This window comes from Paenibacillus rhizoplanae (assembly GCF_042684125.1).
In the GTDB taxonomy this organism is placed as follows: Bacteria; Bacillota; Bacilli; order Paenibacillales; family Paenibacillaceae; genus Paenibacillus_AQ; species Paenibacillus_AQ rhizoplanae.
Genome location: NZ_JBHUKY010000068.1, coordinates 20,821 through 36,770 on the forward strand (window position 1 = coordinate 20,821; position 15,950 = coordinate 36,770).

The following is a 15,950-nucleotide window of genomic DNA, read 5'->3' on the forward strand; positions in this document are numbered from 1 at the left end:
GGCGCTGGAACTTGAGCGCCGGTGTTTTTTTATAGTTGGTTAGGAGACTCGGATTTTTCGTGGGCCGAATGTAATCAAAAAACCGAATACAATGGGTGCCGCTGCGCGGAGGGAAGGGCCCCATGCATCACAGCCAGTAACATTTTAAGAGGAATCCTGCAAAAATTGCAACAATACTCCCCCAAAGAAGCGGTCTATGCTGAAATCCTGCACGAACTGCAACAAAGTCAGCGCTAACTTGCTCTAAACTCCGAAATTTGTGCAAATAATGCAACATTGTACTGCAACCAGTAAAAGGTATCGAGAAATCCTGCAAGATGTGCAACAATGCTGCTCCTTACAAGCGGTTAGTGAGAGAGGCGCCAGTATCCTTCACCCGTTAGAGTAATTTTGTTTGTCTGCATATGGTCTTAAGCTAACTATATCGATCATTGTGATAAAAATACCTTACATTATGATCCAAATATATTACTGTGTGCGCAGGGGATTCTCATGATTCTACTAAGCTTAGGAGGCTAAATTATGTTCGAATACAAATTTGTGCGGATTGAAAAGAAGAATACTGGATTTCTTCAAGGGCCAACGGAGAACTATCAGGAGATTATACATACTCATGCAGCGGAGGGATGGCGGTTCGTTCAGTTTGTTATCATGCCCAGCGCACAGGCTGTGGGTTTCCCGGAATATTATGATTTGATTTTTGAAAAGAAAGCGGATTAGTCTTCCTCAAAGGATCAAATTCAAATATGTTTTGGCTTGTCCTGAGCTGTCCCAAATGCCTTGAAATTGGCTTGGGATAGCTCTTTTTTTGTAGGAACAAGATGACAGGAATATTTTCGCATATGCGCATTTTTTCACTAAGATTCCTGGGCTATAATGCTATGTTTGTAGAATGAAAGGGTGTAAAAGCAGGGATACAGTCAGGCTATGGCGAATTTTGGAGGGGAAAGCGAGGAATAAGCAATGAAGAACAGGCTCCGCCAAAATCTGCAGTCTTTGCAAGACGCATACGCCTCCTTATGCGGATTGACAATTATTATTACCGATCAAGCGGACAAACGGATAACAGAACCCTCCGGCTTAACCGAGATGGCATCTCTGTTGTTCGGTTCTCCTTGTGCAACCGCTGAACATGCAATTGCGAACCTGCTGGAAAAGGTCAGGAATGTATCGAAAACTATTGTCTATGAAACCCGCTCCGGGCTGAAAATGCTGATTACCTCCATCGGGCTCAGTAAGCAAAGGCCCTATTATATTCTGACAGGCGTCTGGGTGGACGGTTGTACGAAAGAGCTGATTACCGGCAGGATTCATGAAACCGTTCCCTCCGGAGAATGTGAGGACTGGATTCAGGCTCTGGATAAGGTGCCGGTATTGGATCAGGAGGGCGTCGCCAGGATTATCGGCCAATTGGATATACTTGCTGATACCGTGCAGGCTCTGCTTGAACGGGAGCAGGGCGGAGAATATTCTGCGTATGACCTGCAGCTTATGAATCTGATTTATCTGCTGGACCCGGCAAGCCCGGAGTGGCTGCAAGGAATACTGGGCATTGTGGTACGTATTCTTGGAGTAGAATTTGCGGGCTATGCCATGAATGCAACAGACGGGGACCAATTCACAGTGGTTGAGACAACCGGTATGCCTAAGGATAACTCCCTGCGGGGGGCTTCTTTTTTTTACGGAGAAGGATTTCTGGGGCAGGTGGGGCTCTCCAAGCAAATGGGGTATTGGAGGAATGCTGACCGTGATCTGCGGATTTCTTTTTTTGCTGCGCATGGGGTAAGGCCGAAGGTGTTAATCTGCTATCCCATCAAATACAAGGACAAGCTGTATGGATTATTGTATGCCGGAGATCCGGCCCGTCCAGAGCTGACGGAGGAGCAGGCGGATATGGGTATGCTGGTGGCCCATCAGCTCGCTGCTTCCATGTATCATATGGAGAGTGAAGCGCTGTATGAACGTCAAAGGAAGAGGCATGATACCTACAAAGAAATTGTCCAAGGGATTCTGGTTACTCAGGATAAGGAGGATTACCTGCAGCTGTTCATTGAGTTTTTCCAGCAGCAGCTAGGCAGTCCGTTCATGTGCTTGTTATTACATACGCCTGCCGAAGCCGGACTGAGGATCTACTCCTCTTCTTCTGCTCCGAATGAACTTTACACCCTCTACGCTGAAGATGCTGAACAGATCTATTTCGCTGACGGGATACCGGGGTTCAACCTGTTGAACAAGCCGATCCGCCGGGAATGGAAGAGCTGGCAGCTGGTAGAGCATCCTATGGTATTTGAACAAAGGCTGCTGGGGTTATTCACGGTCCAGTTCAGTGATGAGGGGCAGCGGCGGGAATATGAAACGATTTTTCATATGACCAATGTGCTGCTAGTGACCAAGCTGCTTGCCCAGCAGCCTCAGAACACGCCCTCTAGAACTGACTTCATGCGGCTGCTCCAGGATAATCTGCTGATGCAGCAGCCGGTAGTACATAGCAGAGCTGCGGAGATTCAAAGACTTGCACATGACTTGCTGGGGCCGCTAAATCATTCAGCGGAAGAGATCGAATGGATCGGCCAGGCCGCGCTCCTTGCTCCATATCCTATAGGGCTGCTCCGCGAATATTTGGGTGACATCCCGGCGGTATGCATTTTACGTCATATGCAGTATTTCCTGTCGGATTCTGCCGGGGAAGAGGATGTAGGAGAAAGTTCCCATCTGTACTTGGCGAAGGTCTTGCTTTTGCTTACGAAGTACACGGAGCAGGGCGGCAGGCAATGGAAGGAAACACTTCCTATACCCGTACCCGAGCCGCTTATGCGGTCCTTTGAACAACTGATAGCTCCTTCGCGGGTTGCAGCGCAGCAAGAGGGAGGCGTACGTTTTACTACCCGGGAAAAGGATATTCTGGATGGTCTGCTGACCGGCCTCAACAACAAGCAAATTGCGGAGAGGCTGTTTATCAGTACGCATACTGTTAAGAATCACATCACTAAAATTTATGAAAAGCTTGGTGTACATAGCAGATCACAGGCCATCTCTCACATGTATCAAACCACGGGCAACCAGATTCTCTAAAAAGCAATGATTACGCAGGATGTAAGCGTACATTGCTTTTTTTGTGCAAATATAAGAATTTATAGGTTTCACGCTTCGTTTCTACTTGATAAAGGAAAGAAGGCCTGTAGAAAACAGGAAGATTATGTCGAAACTTAGGAACCAGTGGCGATGGCGTAGAGGCCATACGGTATACATAATAGGGGAAGCTTTGTAGGCTCGACAAAATACATATTGAGGAGTGCTTCATTTGAAACTAAACATCCGCACCAAATTGTTGGGAGGCTTTCTGGTTATTGTAGCGTTGCTTGTATTTATCAGCGGGCTATCGATTATGAAAATGGCGGGCATGAACAGTAACTCTCTACAGATGCAGAGCTACAACTTTCCCGCGCTCGTCAATGTTGCCGAGATTCGGACGGAGCTGTACAAGCTGCGTGGTGACTTGTTCAAGCTCCTCCTGGAAACAGATGATGCCATGTTAGAAGAAATCCAGGGAGCTATCAGGGAGGACCAGGCTAAACTGGCCGACCGGATTAAGGCCTATGGAGAGCTCTCACTGACTGCCGATCAACGGGCTACGCTGGAGACGATTAAGGAAAGTGTGGACAGATACAATCAGTTCGTACCCAAAGTCAATGAGCTGCGGGTGAAGGATCAAAATGTACAGGCGTACGGCGTCTTAATCGACGCACTGCCTGATTTGCAGAAGGCTCAGGACACCGCCGATCTGGCCGTCAGTAATGTCATTCAAGGTGCTGATGACCGGATTGACTCTACGGTTGCCAGCTATAGCTCCGGAAGATTGATGATCCTGATCATCTCCAGCATTGCGGCAATTGCAGCCATTGTGCTTGGTGTCGTGATCTCGCAGGGCATCGTTGGTCCGGTATCCAAGCTGCTCGCTGCAATGGTCCGCATGGCAGGCGGTGACCTCAGGGAGGAGGTTGCGATCAAGAACCGGGATGAGTTCGGCCGGCTGGCCGCAGCAGCCAATGAGATGATTACCAGCCTGCGCAAGCTGATTGGCGGGACTGTCGAAGCAGCGCAAAGTGTCGCGGCCTCCTCTGAGGAAATATCGGCAACCACCGAAGAAATCGCCAGCGGCAGCCAATCCCAGGCCCAGGCGGCGCAAAATATCAATCAGCTGGTTCAGGATCTGACCCGGGGCATCGATGAGGTTGCGAAGAATGCCGAGCAGGCATCGGAGCTGTCCCTGCTGACGCGTCAGGGCGCTGAGGAGGGTAGCACTGCAGTAAGAGAATCCGGCCTTGGCATGAGTAATCTGTCGGAAAAGATGGAGCTGCTTGAGCAGGATTCCCAGAAGATCGGCGAAATTATCGAAGTGATTGATGAGATTGCCGAGCAGACCAATCTGCTGGCGCTCAATGCAGCGATTGAGGCAGCGCGTGCCGGTGAGCAGGGACGGGGCTTCGCCGTTGTCGCTGATGAGGTCCGCAAGCTGGCTGAACGGAGCAGTGAAGCGACCAAACAGATTGCCCTGATCATCCGGGTGATGCAGAAGAATACGGTTCTGAGTGTGCAGGCTGTTAGTGACGTATCGGCCCTGTCCGAGCGCACTGAGCGGCTGATCGACGGTATCGTTACCCGCGTCAATGATACAACCCAGCAGATTACAGGCATCGCTGCGGCTTGTGAGGAACAGGCGGCACAGACGAACGAGGTGCTGATCTCGATTGAATCCATTGCGGCCGGAAGCCAGGAATCCGCCGCCGCAGCGGAGGAGACAGCCTCCTCTTCGCAAATGCTCGCCTCTTTGGCGGATGAACTGAATAGCTCTGTCTCGGTGTTCAGATTGTAGAGGGGGAAGTAAGCTATGCTGGCTGTACGAACAGAGCAGTACATCATCTTCCGGCTGATACAGGAGAAGCTGGCCATCGATATCCGGGAGATTGACGAGATTATCAAGATGGAGCCTATCACAGCCGTGCCTAACAGCAAGTCTTTTATTAAGGGCGTGATTAATTTACGCGGTAAAATTATACCGGTGGTCAGTCTGTGCAGGCGGTTTGGCCTGGCAGAATCTCCACCGGATACCCGGTCAAGGATCGTAGTGGTGCATTACCGGCAGGAGGCTATAGGTATTATGGTGGATTCCGTAGAGAAGGTGGCTTCCTTTCATGAGGTGGAGCCGCCTCTGGAATCCCATGAAGTGCAGGGCGTGCAGTACATGGACGGGATCGGCATGTGTGCCGAGGAGCTGATCAGCATTCTGAACATCGGGCGTCTGCTAAGTGACGGGTGAAGGCCAACGCATGAAGGCGGGGAGGAGAATAGAGATGAACGAGTTTCATAATAGTGTGTATTTGGGTGTTTTTCTGGACGAAATGGACGAGCAGCTGCGGTATTTGGATGAGGCCCTGCTCATGCTGGAGAGCAAAGGGTATCAGAATGACATTATTCAGAGGCTCTTCCGGGTCGCGCATACGCTCAAGGGCTCATCAGCGGTCATGGGATTCAAGCAGCTTAACCGGCTGACGCATCAGATGGAAAGTGTGCTAGAGCTGCTCAGGGGCAGACAGCTGGACGTCACCTCCGAATTATTGAACATTCTCTTTGATTGCGTAGATTTCATTAAGCAGCTTCGTCAATCCATTCTGAGCGGTGAGCTGGAGGAGGGGGACACCTCAGAGCTGTTGCGCCGGTTAAAAGAGTTGCAGAAGACAGCAGCCGAGTCGCCCGCCCCTGCTGCAGAGGGGCTTCCGCAGGGAGAAGCGGGGGCTGAGCAGGATATTATCTTCGATGATATCCGTAAAGAGCAGATCCAGGCAGCCCTAGATCAAGGCTCTGCGGCCATGGCGATTCATATTCAACTGGCTGCTGAGGAGCCGATGAAATATGTCCGCGCGAAGCTTGTAGAAGCCAAGCTGCGGGAAACGGGCGAGGTTGTTGCCACCTACCCCGAACTGGAATCCATCGAGAGGGATGCGCAGTTCTCCGGTCCTGTTGTATATATATTGCTTACGCAGCAGTCCCGGCAGGATATGCTGGCCAGTCTGCAGGAAATCTCACAGATTGAAATTATACATACAGAGCTTATTACGAAAGCGAACCAGAGCATCTTCACCGCAGGAAAAGAGGCTCAAAAAAATAGCAGCTATGCGGCCCAGACGGTCCGTGTGGATGTGGAGCGGCTGGAGGGGCTGTTGAATCTGGTAGGAGAGCTGATTATAGATAATACCAGGCTGCACAGTGTCCGTTCCAGATTAAGCGAGCAGTTCAAGAACAACAGTGATGTTCATCTGCTTAATGATATCGCAGGACATTTGAATATGGTCATTAGCGATCTTCAGGAGGGGATGATGAAGACCCGGATGCTGCCAATGGAGCATCTGTTCGGCCGCTTCCCCCGGATGATCCGGGATTTGGCGCAGAAGTCGAACAAGGAGATCAAGTTCATCATCGAGGGCAATGAGACCGAGCTGGACCGCAGCCTCATTGAGGAGATCAGCGATCCTCTGATCCATATTCTGCGCAACGCCGTGGACCATGGGCTGGAGCTGCCGGAAGAACGTGCAGCTCTCTGTAAGCCGCGGAAAGGGACCATTATTCTGCGTGCAAGCCATCAAGGGAACATGATTGTGATTACGATATCCGATGACGGCAGGGGCATTGATACCGGCAAGGTCAAAGAAGCCGCTGTGCGTAAAGGCTTCGTCACCGCTGATGAAGTGAAGCGTATGACGGAAAAAGAGCTGGTGATGCTGATTTTCCGCTCCGGCATCTCGACAGCCCGTACGGTCACCGATTTATCCGGCCGCGGAGTGGGCATGGATATTGTCAAAGCGCATATAGAGAAATTAAACGGCATCATAGATATTGAGACGGTTCCTCATCAGGGGAGTGTATTCACGATCAAGGTCCCGCTGACTCTTGCCATCATCCGTTCCCTGCTGGTTAAGCTGGGGAGCAGTACCTTTGCCATTCCGCTGATTAATGTCATTGAAATATTCAGAATGACGGCGGAGGATATTGTTACCATTCAAGGACAGGAGGTCTGCCGGTTCCGCGATCAGGTGCTTCCGCTTGTCCGTCTGCACCGTATGCTGCAAGTGGAGGAAGAGGAGCCTACGGTGAGCAGCCGGCTGTTCGTAGTCATCGTCGGCTTCGCGGATAAGCGGGTCTGCCTGGTGGTAGATGAGACGATCGGCAATCAGGAGATTGTCATCAAGTCACTGGGTAGCTACATAGGCAGCGTTCCTTATATCGCAGGCTCAACCATACTTGGCGACGGCCGTGTGGCCCATATCCTGGATATAGGTTCGATTGCAAGGGAAACAGGCTCGGCCTGCGATACATTGCTGCAAGAGAACACAGTTACGGCAGGGAATCAGGATAGTAAGAGGGAGAAATATATCACCTTCAAGCTGGAGAAGCTGGATTTCGGGATTCCGATCCGTCAAATGAAGGAGATTGTACCGGTTCCCGAGATTCATTCGCTAGTGTCCGCCCCGGCTCATGTCCTGGGAATGATCAATCTGCGCGGACTGCTGTTCCCGGTTTATGATATACGGCCCAAGCTCGAAATGGACTGCGGGGAACAGACCGCCGGCTCCCGGATTCTGATCTGCGAGGTGTCGGGACAGGAGGTAGGGGTGTGGGTGGATCAGGTGTCGGCGGTGCAGCTGCTGGCAAGGGAGCACATGGATGAGGCGCCGGATCATATTCTCCAGAATCCGGAGGTACTGGATGCCGTCTATAAAGACAACCATCAGTTTATTCACTTGCTGAATTTGGAGAACCTGCTGGACCTGGATGCTTGCGGCATCACCGGTCCCGGATCACATGACCCGGCACTGGTGTGATCTCGCTGAAGCCGGCCATGTGGCGGGACTGGCAGGGGATCGGCCGGGCGCTGGCAGTCATAAGGATATTGCAGAGATCCGCCTTGCCCTCTCCCGGAAGGGCAAAGGTTCTGGTATATGGATACACTTCACGAAGTGTGGCATGGATGGCACTGATGAAGCGGTCATTACCGCTGCGGCCCATCAGATTCATGATGATCTGGCCGTGTCTGTTCAGCTTGGCACGGGTTAGGCGGAAGAACTCCAGCGTGGTGAAATGGGGCGGTGTCCCGGCAGCGGTGAAGGCATCAAGCAGGATGTAGTCATGGCCCTGGTCCGGGGCGGCTTCCAGCAGACTGCGGCCGTCACCGATCAGGATGTTATCCTGTGTGTAGCCAAAGCGGGTTCTACTGTACTCCACTACCTTCGTGTTCACCTCAGCCACCGTAAACTGCTTCTCGGCGAAATAACCGGCAATCGTCCCAATCCCGTGTCCGATCAGGAAGACATGCTCGAAATAAGGATTACCTGCCTCCATCAGATGGATCATCGCCCGGGGATACTCGAAGATCACCCGGCGCGGATGGTCCAGATCCAGTGCACCCTGAACCGCTTCCCCCGAGAATTGCAGAACCCGGAACCGTCCGGTTTCACCATATAGCTCGGTTGTATCGTAGACCTCGATGTCCTGAGAGTCGTGGTTAGTATGGAGTGGTGCGTGCAAGCGGATCAGACTCCTTCTGCAGATGGGATTCGTTACAACCTTCATAGTAACATAAAAGCATAAAGCAGCCGCAGGAAGAGCTTCCTGCGGCTGCTTGTATTTCTCAGGGGCGGCATAAGCCCATTTAATGTACTAGACTCTCAAGTTCGGGCTGTAGCTTGTGCCGCAGGGCGTACAGCATGACGGCACCGACCAGGAAGGCAGCGGCATCGGCAATGACCAGCGACCACACCACTCCATGGAAGCCATTCATCCGGTTGGCGAAGAAGAGCACAGGAATCAGTGTGACCCCTTGAATAATCGACATTACGAACGCGGCCGTTCCCTGCGCGGTAGCCTGGAAGATCCCCATGAACAAGGTGGTCAGCCCTGAAATGAATAAGGATAAGAAGGTGACATGCAAAATGTAGCTGCCCATTTGAATCATTTGCGGGTCTCTGGTGAACAGACCGATCAGATGGTCGGAGATCAGATAGACGACTATGCCGAATACGGCAGCCATGGCGGCCATCGCTTTTACCGTGAATCCGATGGTATGCTTCATGCGCAGCTTATCCGCTGTGAATGAGAAGGCAATGAGCGGCACCACTCCCTCGCACAATCCCATCAGAATAAACTCGGGAAATTGCAGCAATCTTGAGGATATCCCGTAAGCGGCTACAGCCGAATCTCCATATTCGATCAGGAACAGGTTGAAGATCAGCGACATGGCTCCCAGAAAGACACTCATGATAAAGACCGGAACGCCGATTTTGAACACATTGCTGAGAATATCCTTGGTGGCCTTGAACCATTTGAAGGAGATCGTCAGGAATTGGCTTTTGTAGCCCATATGGAAGGCATAGTAGGCACTCGCAACCAAGTTGGCAACAACCGTTGCCGACGCTACGCCAATTACACCCCAGTGGAGCACGAAGATGACCAGTGCATCGAGCAGGATATTAACCACCACGCTGAGCATCATCCCGATCATGGACACGATGGCGGCACCCTCGGAGCGGACCATGTTCTCCAGCGTAAAGAACAACACCACAAACGGAGCGCCAATCAGCATGACAGTGACATAATCCTTCGTGAATCCATAGGAATCCGGTGTTGCCCCCAGACTGTGAAGGATCGGGCCGATCAGCGGCAGACCCACGGCCATCACGAGGAGGCCAAGCACGAGACTGCTGTAAAAGGCGAAGGAAGACACTTGCTTGACTTCATCATATTTGTGCTCACCAAGCAGCCGTGAGATATATGTGCCGCTGCCTATGCCCACCAGATTGCCCAGCGCCATGATGATGGCGAACAGCGGCAGAGTTAAAGCGAGTGCGGTCAGCATCGCCGTATTGTGGAGAGTGCCCAGGAAATAGGCATTCAGAATCGAATAGATGACGTTCATGGATGTGCCTAACATCATGGGCACGGCGAAATGGGCGACGGCTTTGGTGATGGGTGCTTTTTCAAAATAATAAAGGTTTTCGGTATCCATTAGGGATCACTTCTTTCACTGATTTTTGTTAATCTAACGGCGTTAGATTGAACCTTACAGTGTTAGATGATATCATGAACCTAAGAGGCTGTAAAGTATAAACTTACACTGTTAGATAAAAGGGTGGATAGCGATGAAAAAAGCACAACCTCAAATCTCGGAGGACCGGATTCTGGAGGCTTCATGGGAGCTTCTCAGGGAGGAGGGCATCGAGAAATTCAGTATGCGGCGGCTGGCGGACCGGCTGGGGATTCAGGCTCCCTCGCTGTATTGGTATTTCAAGAGCAAGCAGAACCTGTACCAGCGGCTGGCCAACCACATCTCCAGAGTCATCCTGGAGGAGCACCGCCCGGAGGGCGACTGGAAGGAGCAGCTGACAGAATTTGCGGTAACGGTACGGAGTGTGCTCAGCCGGTATTCCTGCTCTACGCAGCTTATGATGATGACACTGCCCCACGAGCCGGATATTATCCGCTTCAACAACCGGATGCTGCACTGTGTGGAATCCACGCCGCTTGAGGAGGCGCAGAAGGTGCAGGTGGTTACTACACTTGTGAACTTCGTGTTCTTCTTCGTGCTGGATGATTATGAGCATGAGCGCAATGTCTCCATGATGGTTAAGGAACAGCAGGAGCCTCCGGGCGAGGAACTGCTTCGCCTGATGGAGTCGATGAGCGAGAATGAGGTCGGGTTATTCCGCAGGATGTTCAAGAACGGACTGTTCGAGCTGCTGGGGACCGATGGGGCCTTTGAATTCGGCCTGAGGCTGATACTGCTTGGGACGGAGCAGGTGATTAAGGAGCATGAAGAGCAGCAGAAGCAGAAGTAAGCGCAGGGGGAAGATAACAAAAATAACAAATGGTAAATCGGTGATTGGGGCTTGATATAGTAGGACATGTGGTTGAGAGGTTTTGATGGGATGATTGTTTTGTTTGTATTGTAGCTGCTTAAAATATTGTTATTGCTAACGTAATTATAACAAAATATAATGAGGGTAGCTAAGCGCCGTAGTGCGCAAAAACAGTATAGGAGGAACTATGAAACAACTACAAATCGACATGTCGAACTGGGAATTCAGAGCCTGCGGAGATGAAGAATGGCTTACGGCTGTTGTACCGGGAACGGTGCATACGGATCTGCTGCGCAATGGCGTTATCGATCAGCCCTTCTATGGAACGAATGAGCATGAGCTGCAATGGATTGATAAAAAGGACTGGGAATACAGAACCGGATTTGTATTAGAAGAGGCATGGCAGACGCTGGCGGTAACTGAGCTGGTGTTCGCCGGGCTGGATACGTATGCCGATGTGTATGTAAACGGAGTTCATGCCTTGTCCGCAGACAATATGTTCCTGTCCTGGACCGTGAATGTGAAGGGGCTGCTGCGGGCGGGTGAGAATGAGATCCGCATCGTCTTCCGCTCGGTGGTGACGGAGGATCTGCCGAAGCTGGCGGCGCTGGGCTACGCTCTGCCTGCACCTAATGACCAGTCTGAGTTAGGTGGTCTTCAGGAGCAGCGGATCAGTGTATTTGCCCGCAAAGCACCGTATCACTACGGCTGGGACTGGGGTCCCCGATTCCTGACCAGCGGGATCTGGCGGGAAGCTATGCTGACAGGCCGTAACGTTACGGCGATTGAGGATCTGTACATTCGCCAGCATGCGGTGAATGAGCAGGAGGCCCGGCTGACGGCCGTGATTGAGGCGGACGCGCCGGAAGCATGGAACGGGATGCTGCGCGTGAGCACTGAAGGGCAGGAATGGATGAAGGCGGTTACGCTCGTTCCGGGCAAGCAGATGCTAGAGCTTGAGCTGGTAATTGACCGCCCGCGCCTGTGGTGGTGCAATGGCCTGGGCACACCGGAGCTGTACGATTTCCGTGCAGAGCTGCTGCAAGGAGCGGAGGCTGTAGCGGTATCGGAGGTAACGACGGGACTTCGGGAAATTAAGCTGGTGCGTAAGCCGGATGCGCAGGGGGCTTCGTTCCATTTTGAGCTGAACGGGGTGCCGGTCTTCGCCAAGGGTGCCAATCATATCCCGAACGACAGCTTCATTACAGAGGTTACGGAAGAACGTTACCGCCATGAGATTGCCACGGCCGTGGCATCCAATATGAATATGCTGCGGGTGTGGGGCGGCGGCTTCTATGAAGAAGAAGTGTTCTACCGGCTGTGTGATGAATACGGGCTTCTGGTCTGGCAGGACTTCATGTTCGCCTGCAGCATGTACCCGGGCGATGAGGCGTTCCTGAATAATGTCCGCGCAGAAGCGGTATATAATGTCCGTAAATTGCGTAACCACCCTTGTATCGCGCTCTGGTGCGGGAACAATGAGATTGATTCGGCCTGGTCGCAGTATGAGGAGAACATGGGCTGGGGCTGGAAGGAGAAGCTGAATGCTGAGCTTCGCCAGAGCTTATGGACTGCCTATGAGGAAATCTTCCACCGGATTCTGCCGGAAGCCGTGGCTGCGAACCATCCGGGTATGGACTACTGGCCGTCCTCACCGCTGCGCGATCTCACCGGTGGCCAGGATCAGCATGCCACGCGGATTATGGGCGATGGGGATATCCACTATTGGGGTGTCTGGCACGCCAAGGAGCCGTTCGAGAACTATAATCTCAAGGTCGGCCGCTTCATGAGCGAATACGGCTTCCAGTCCTTCCCGGAGCTGAAGTCGGTGCTGAGCTATGCAGAGGAAGAGGAGCTGGCGCTGGAATCGAAGGTAATGCTGGCCCATCAGAAGAACGGATCGGGCAATCAGCTGATTAAGGAATATATGGATATGTACCTGCCGCAGCCGAAGGATTTCCGGGGCTTCCTGTACATGAGCCAGGTGCTTCAGGCCGAGGCGATCCGCATGGCTATGGAGAGTCACCGCCGTAACAAGCCTTATTGCATGGGCACACTGTACTGGCAGATGAATGACTGCTGGCCGGTAGCCTCCTGGGCGGGCATGGATTATTACGGGCGCTGGAAGGCGCTGCAATATACGGTGCGCCGCAGCTTCCAGGAGGTGCTGCTGTCTGTAGACAGCACAGATGGGGAGAGCGTCAAGGTCTATGGGGTATCTGACCGGCGGGAGGCATTGGACGCAGAGCTGGTGCTGCGGCTGCATGATATCAGCGGCGCGCTGCTGCGCGAATGGTCACAGCCGGTAACCCTCGCTGCGGATTCGTCGGCTGTGGTCTTCACGCTGCCGCTGGCCGAAGTGTTGGAGGGCCGCGAACCGGCTCAGGTGCTGCTGATAGCTTCCCTGCTGGAGAGCGGGCAGGTGCTGGAGCGCAAGGAGCATTACTTCGCGGCTGCCAAGGATATTCCGCTGAGCCAGCCGGTTATCACAGTGAGTGAGGTACCAGGAAGCGGCGGGCAGAGCTTCACGCTAAGCAGCGATGTGCTGGCGCGGGGCGTGCACCTGACGGTGGAAGAAGAGGGTATCTTCTCCGATAATTACTTCGATCTGTTGCCGGGCGAGCCGAAGACGGTCGAGTTCTCGCTTAGAAGCAGCGGCAATGGAGGAGGCGACTTCATCCCGGCAGCGCCGACAGGACTCGTAGTCCGTTCGATGGCGGATTATATCTAATCACGAACTTTCACGCAGATGCAGACACTTCCGCAACCGTGGACTTGCCCGCACTGTGATTCCGCCGCAGCGTGGAATCACCTTTGGAGCCATGGCTCCCCTCACCCACAGCCGGTTTGCGGACTCAGTCCGCATGGGCATCATAATTCAGTATATGGGCATCATGATTCAGTATAATCAAACAAACAGCGGTCCTCCGATGAAGGGGATCGCTGTTTGTTGATTGTAAATGAAAGGATGGCCGTCTTCAGGCTGGTTCGATGAACATCTCACCCAGGATCTGCCGCGTGCGGTAAGACTGCTCGGGAAGTGCAGCGTCGGTGAAGGCCTCCACTTCCTCTGGATTGATATCGTACATGGCTTCAATTTCTCTGGAGAAGAGCAGATGTCCTTCGGCCAGCAGCTCAGGCATAGCCGGGACATCAGCAGGAGCAAGCGGCTCAGGGATAAGCTGCTGCAGTGCATCTACGTAGTTTTGCAGTGTCCGGGAACCGACGAGCTTGAGGCCTTGGTTCTCTTCATTGACCATGACAAGGGTCGGGAAGCCGCGTACGCCGAGCTGGGCCACCTTTTGGAAATCTGCTTCCAGCAGCTCCTGTGCTGCTTCCAGACCTGCGGCCTCAACGATCTCATCGCCGGGTAATCCCAGACTATCCACAATATCCGCGAGGACCTCGTCTTCCCCGATATTCCGGTTGAAGACGAAGACAGCTTCTCTGGCGCTCCGCAAGTAGGCCAGTTCCTTCCCCGGATGTCTCTGCTGGATAACCTTGAACACTCGGGAGGGCGGATAAGAGGACATGATCGGATTGTTCAGCCATAGGGTACCGTCAATAGGCATGCGGTAATGCTCTCCGACTTCCTTCCAATGTCCCGCTACATCGGAGGGCTGCTGTATTCCATTTGCCTTGTCAGCAAAGCCGTTCCACCCCGCTAATAATCCGCCCATCAGAGGCTGTAAATGAAAGTACTTGCCATATTGCTGGATAAACCGGTTCAGGGTAGGCTCGATGGCCCAGCAGTGTGAACAGATCGGATCAGTCGCATAATAGAGAGTAACTTTGGGCTGCGGCTGCGGATTGAAATCTATAATTTGTGTAGGCTCATCGTCGCTGACCCCGCATACACCTGTCTTAAGATCACAGATCATTGGATTTGTATTCATAGCTGTTTACCTCACTTTCTTTTTCGTCCTTTAAAAGGACAGCAAAGCCGTTTCTACTTGTAGTATGATTATAATATCTGGAATCAGATTAACAAGTACTATTGTTTTTAATACCTGGTATATAAAATATACTAATGGAGGAATCCCTATGAAATATGAGGTTGACTTAACGCAGATGTGCCCCGCCACCTTTGCTTTTCATGTCATCGGCGGAAAATGGAATCTGCCTATCCTCGCTTTACTGAGCGAAGAGGGGCCGATCCGGTATAACGAACTAAAAAGAAGGCTGAACGGCATCACCGGAACCACCCTGACCCATTGTCTGAAGGATCTCATCGACTACGGGATTATCCACCGTGAGCAATATCATGAGGTGCCTCCGCGCGTCGAGTATTCCCTTACTCCCTCCGGGCAGGAATTGGTTCCGTTAATTGAAGAGATCGTGGCTTGGGGAGCGAATAACATTCATGCCTTAGGCGGACAGAAGGTATAGGATTTTTTTCCCGGTGAATCCGTTCCCTCTGGTTGACTTGCGTATGACCCGCCCCTATGATGATAAATAATATGTAACATTAACGCTCGCATAAAGCTCGCACACAGAGGAGAGAAACAGCATGGCTATGGAGATTGAACGCAAATTCCTGCTGCCGGAATACCCGGAGCGGCTGATTGAAGAAGGACAGCTGAAGGTGCTGACCCGTCACAGTATTGACCAGACGTATCTTGCGATTGAGGACGGGCAGGAGCTGCGGGTGCGGAAGATCACGGATCTGGACACAGGTGAGGTTACTTACACGCATACGTTCAAGGATGGCAAGGGCATCAGCCGCCAGGAGATTGAATATTTCATTTCCGCAGGCTTGTATAACCAGATGATTGAGGCTGTGAAGGCGATCCCGCTGGTCAAAACCCGCATTACAGGCGTATGGAACGGCACAACGGTCGAGATTGATCTCTACACCCAGCTGGAGCTTACCGTGCTTGAGGTCGAGTTCGATTCGCTGGAGGAGGCGGAAGGCTTCGTGGCCCCGGAATGGTTCGGCCTGGATGTCAGCACAGAGAAGAAGTACAGCAACAAAACCGTCTGGAAAGAGCTTCAGGGCAAATAGCTCCGGAGGCCTTAATCTTATAGAATCAGCGGACTTTA

General features: G+C 52.3%; 12 protein-coding genes. 9 read left to right on the plus strand and 3 right to left on the minus strand.

Translation table 11 applies throughout. The features are described 5' to 3' along the window. The first annotated feature begins 522 nt into the window (after positions 1-522). From ACFSX3_RS26435 to ACFSX3_RS26455, 5 genes are all read left to right on the plus strand, one after another. Positions 523-720 (plus strand): DUF4177 domain-containing protein, encoded by a 198-nt coding sequence (locus ACFSX3_RS26435; protein WP_209992207.1) that lies wholly within the window; start codon positions 523-525, stop codon positions 718-720. A 243-nt stretch (positions 721-963) separates the two neighbouring features. Continuing rightward, the gene (locus tag ACFSX3_RS26440; RefSeq protein WP_209992206.1) at positions 964-3,072 is read left to right on the plus strand and encodes a LuxR C-terminal-related transcriptional regulator; all 2,109 of its coding nucleotides are present in this window, start codon (positions 964-966) and stop codon (positions 3,070-3,072) included. Between the two features lie 229 nt (positions 3,073-3,301). After that, positions 3,302-4,873: a methyl-accepting chemotaxis protein gene (locus ACFSX3_RS26445; RefSeq protein WP_209992205.1), complete on the plus strand. Its 1,572-nt coding sequence runs from the start codon at positions 3,302-3,304 to the stop codon at positions 4,871-4,873. Between the two features lie 15 nt (positions 4,874-4,888). Then, a complete protein-coding gene (locus ACFSX3_RS26450; RefSeq protein WP_209992204.1) occupies positions 4,889-5,317 on the plus strand; it encodes a chemotaxis protein CheW in 429 nt (142 codons plus the stop codon). Between the two features lie 34 nt (positions 5,318-5,351). After that, positions 5,352-7,877 (plus strand): chemotaxis protein CheW, encoded by a 2,526-nt coding sequence (locus tag ACFSX3_RS26455; RefSeq protein WP_209992203.1) that lies wholly within the window; start codon positions 5,352-5,354, stop codon positions 7,875-7,877. On the opposite strand, the gene ACFSX3_RS26460 is transcribed toward ACFSX3_RS26455, so the two are convergent. Both ACFSX3_RS26460 and ACFSX3_RS26465 read right to left on the minus strand, forming a co-directional pair. Next, positions 7,840-8,580, minus strand: coding sequence for a spermidine synthase (locus ACFSX3_RS26460; protein ID WP_379257877.1), 741 nt, complete (start codon positions 8,578-8,580; stop codon positions 7,840-7,842). The two genes, ACFSX3_RS26455 and ACFSX3_RS26460, sit on opposite strands and share 38 nt — an antisense overlap. Before the next feature lie 124 nt (positions 8,581-8,704). Then, positions 8,705-10,057: an MATE family efflux transporter gene (locus ACFSX3_RS26465; protein ID WP_209992201.1), complete on the minus strand. Its 1,353-nt coding sequence runs from the start codon at positions 10,055-10,057 to the stop codon at positions 8,705-8,707. 133 nt (positions 10,058-10,190) lie between these two features. Between ACFSX3_RS26465 and ACFSX3_RS26470 the strand changes: the two genes are divergently transcribed. Then, a complete protein-coding gene (locus tag ACFSX3_RS26470; RefSeq protein ID WP_209992200.1) occupies positions 10,191-10,886 on the plus strand; it encodes a TetR/AcrR family transcriptional regulator in 696 nt (231 codons plus the stop codon). 208 nt (positions 10,887-11,094) lie between these two features. Further along, positions 11,095-13,638, plus strand: coding sequence for a beta-mannosidase (locus tag ACFSX3_RS26475; protein ID WP_209992199.1), 2,544 nt, complete (start codon positions 11,095-11,097; stop codon positions 13,636-13,638). 247 nt (positions 13,639-13,885) lie between these two features. Here the strand turns inward: ACFSX3_RS26475 and ACFSX3_RS26480 are convergent, their stop codons facing one another. Next, the gene (locus tag ACFSX3_RS26480) at positions 13,886-14,803 is read right to left on the minus strand and encodes a DsbA family protein (RefSeq protein WP_209992198.1); all 918 of its coding nucleotides are present in this window, start codon (positions 14,801-14,803) and stop codon (positions 13,886-13,888) included. A 148-nt stretch (positions 14,804-14,951) separates the two neighbouring features. Here ACFSX3_RS26480 and ACFSX3_RS26485 point away from each other — a divergent pair, with 148 nt between their 5' ends. Together ACFSX3_RS26485 and ACFSX3_RS26490 are read left to right on the plus strand one after the other, a co-directional pair. Then, the gene (locus ACFSX3_RS26485) at positions 14,952-15,296 is read left to right on the plus strand and encodes a winged helix-turn-helix transcriptional regulator (RefSeq protein WP_209992197.1); all 345 of its coding nucleotides are present in this window, start codon (positions 14,952-14,954) and stop codon (positions 15,294-15,296) included. 121 nt (positions 15,297-15,417) lie between these two features. Next, complete coding sequence (locus tag ACFSX3_RS26490) at positions 15,418-15,912, plus strand: CYTH domain-containing protein (RefSeq protein ID WP_209992196.1); 495 nt, start codon at positions 15,418-15,420, stop codon at positions 15,910-15,912. Positions 15,913-15,950 lie beyond the last annotated feature (38 nt).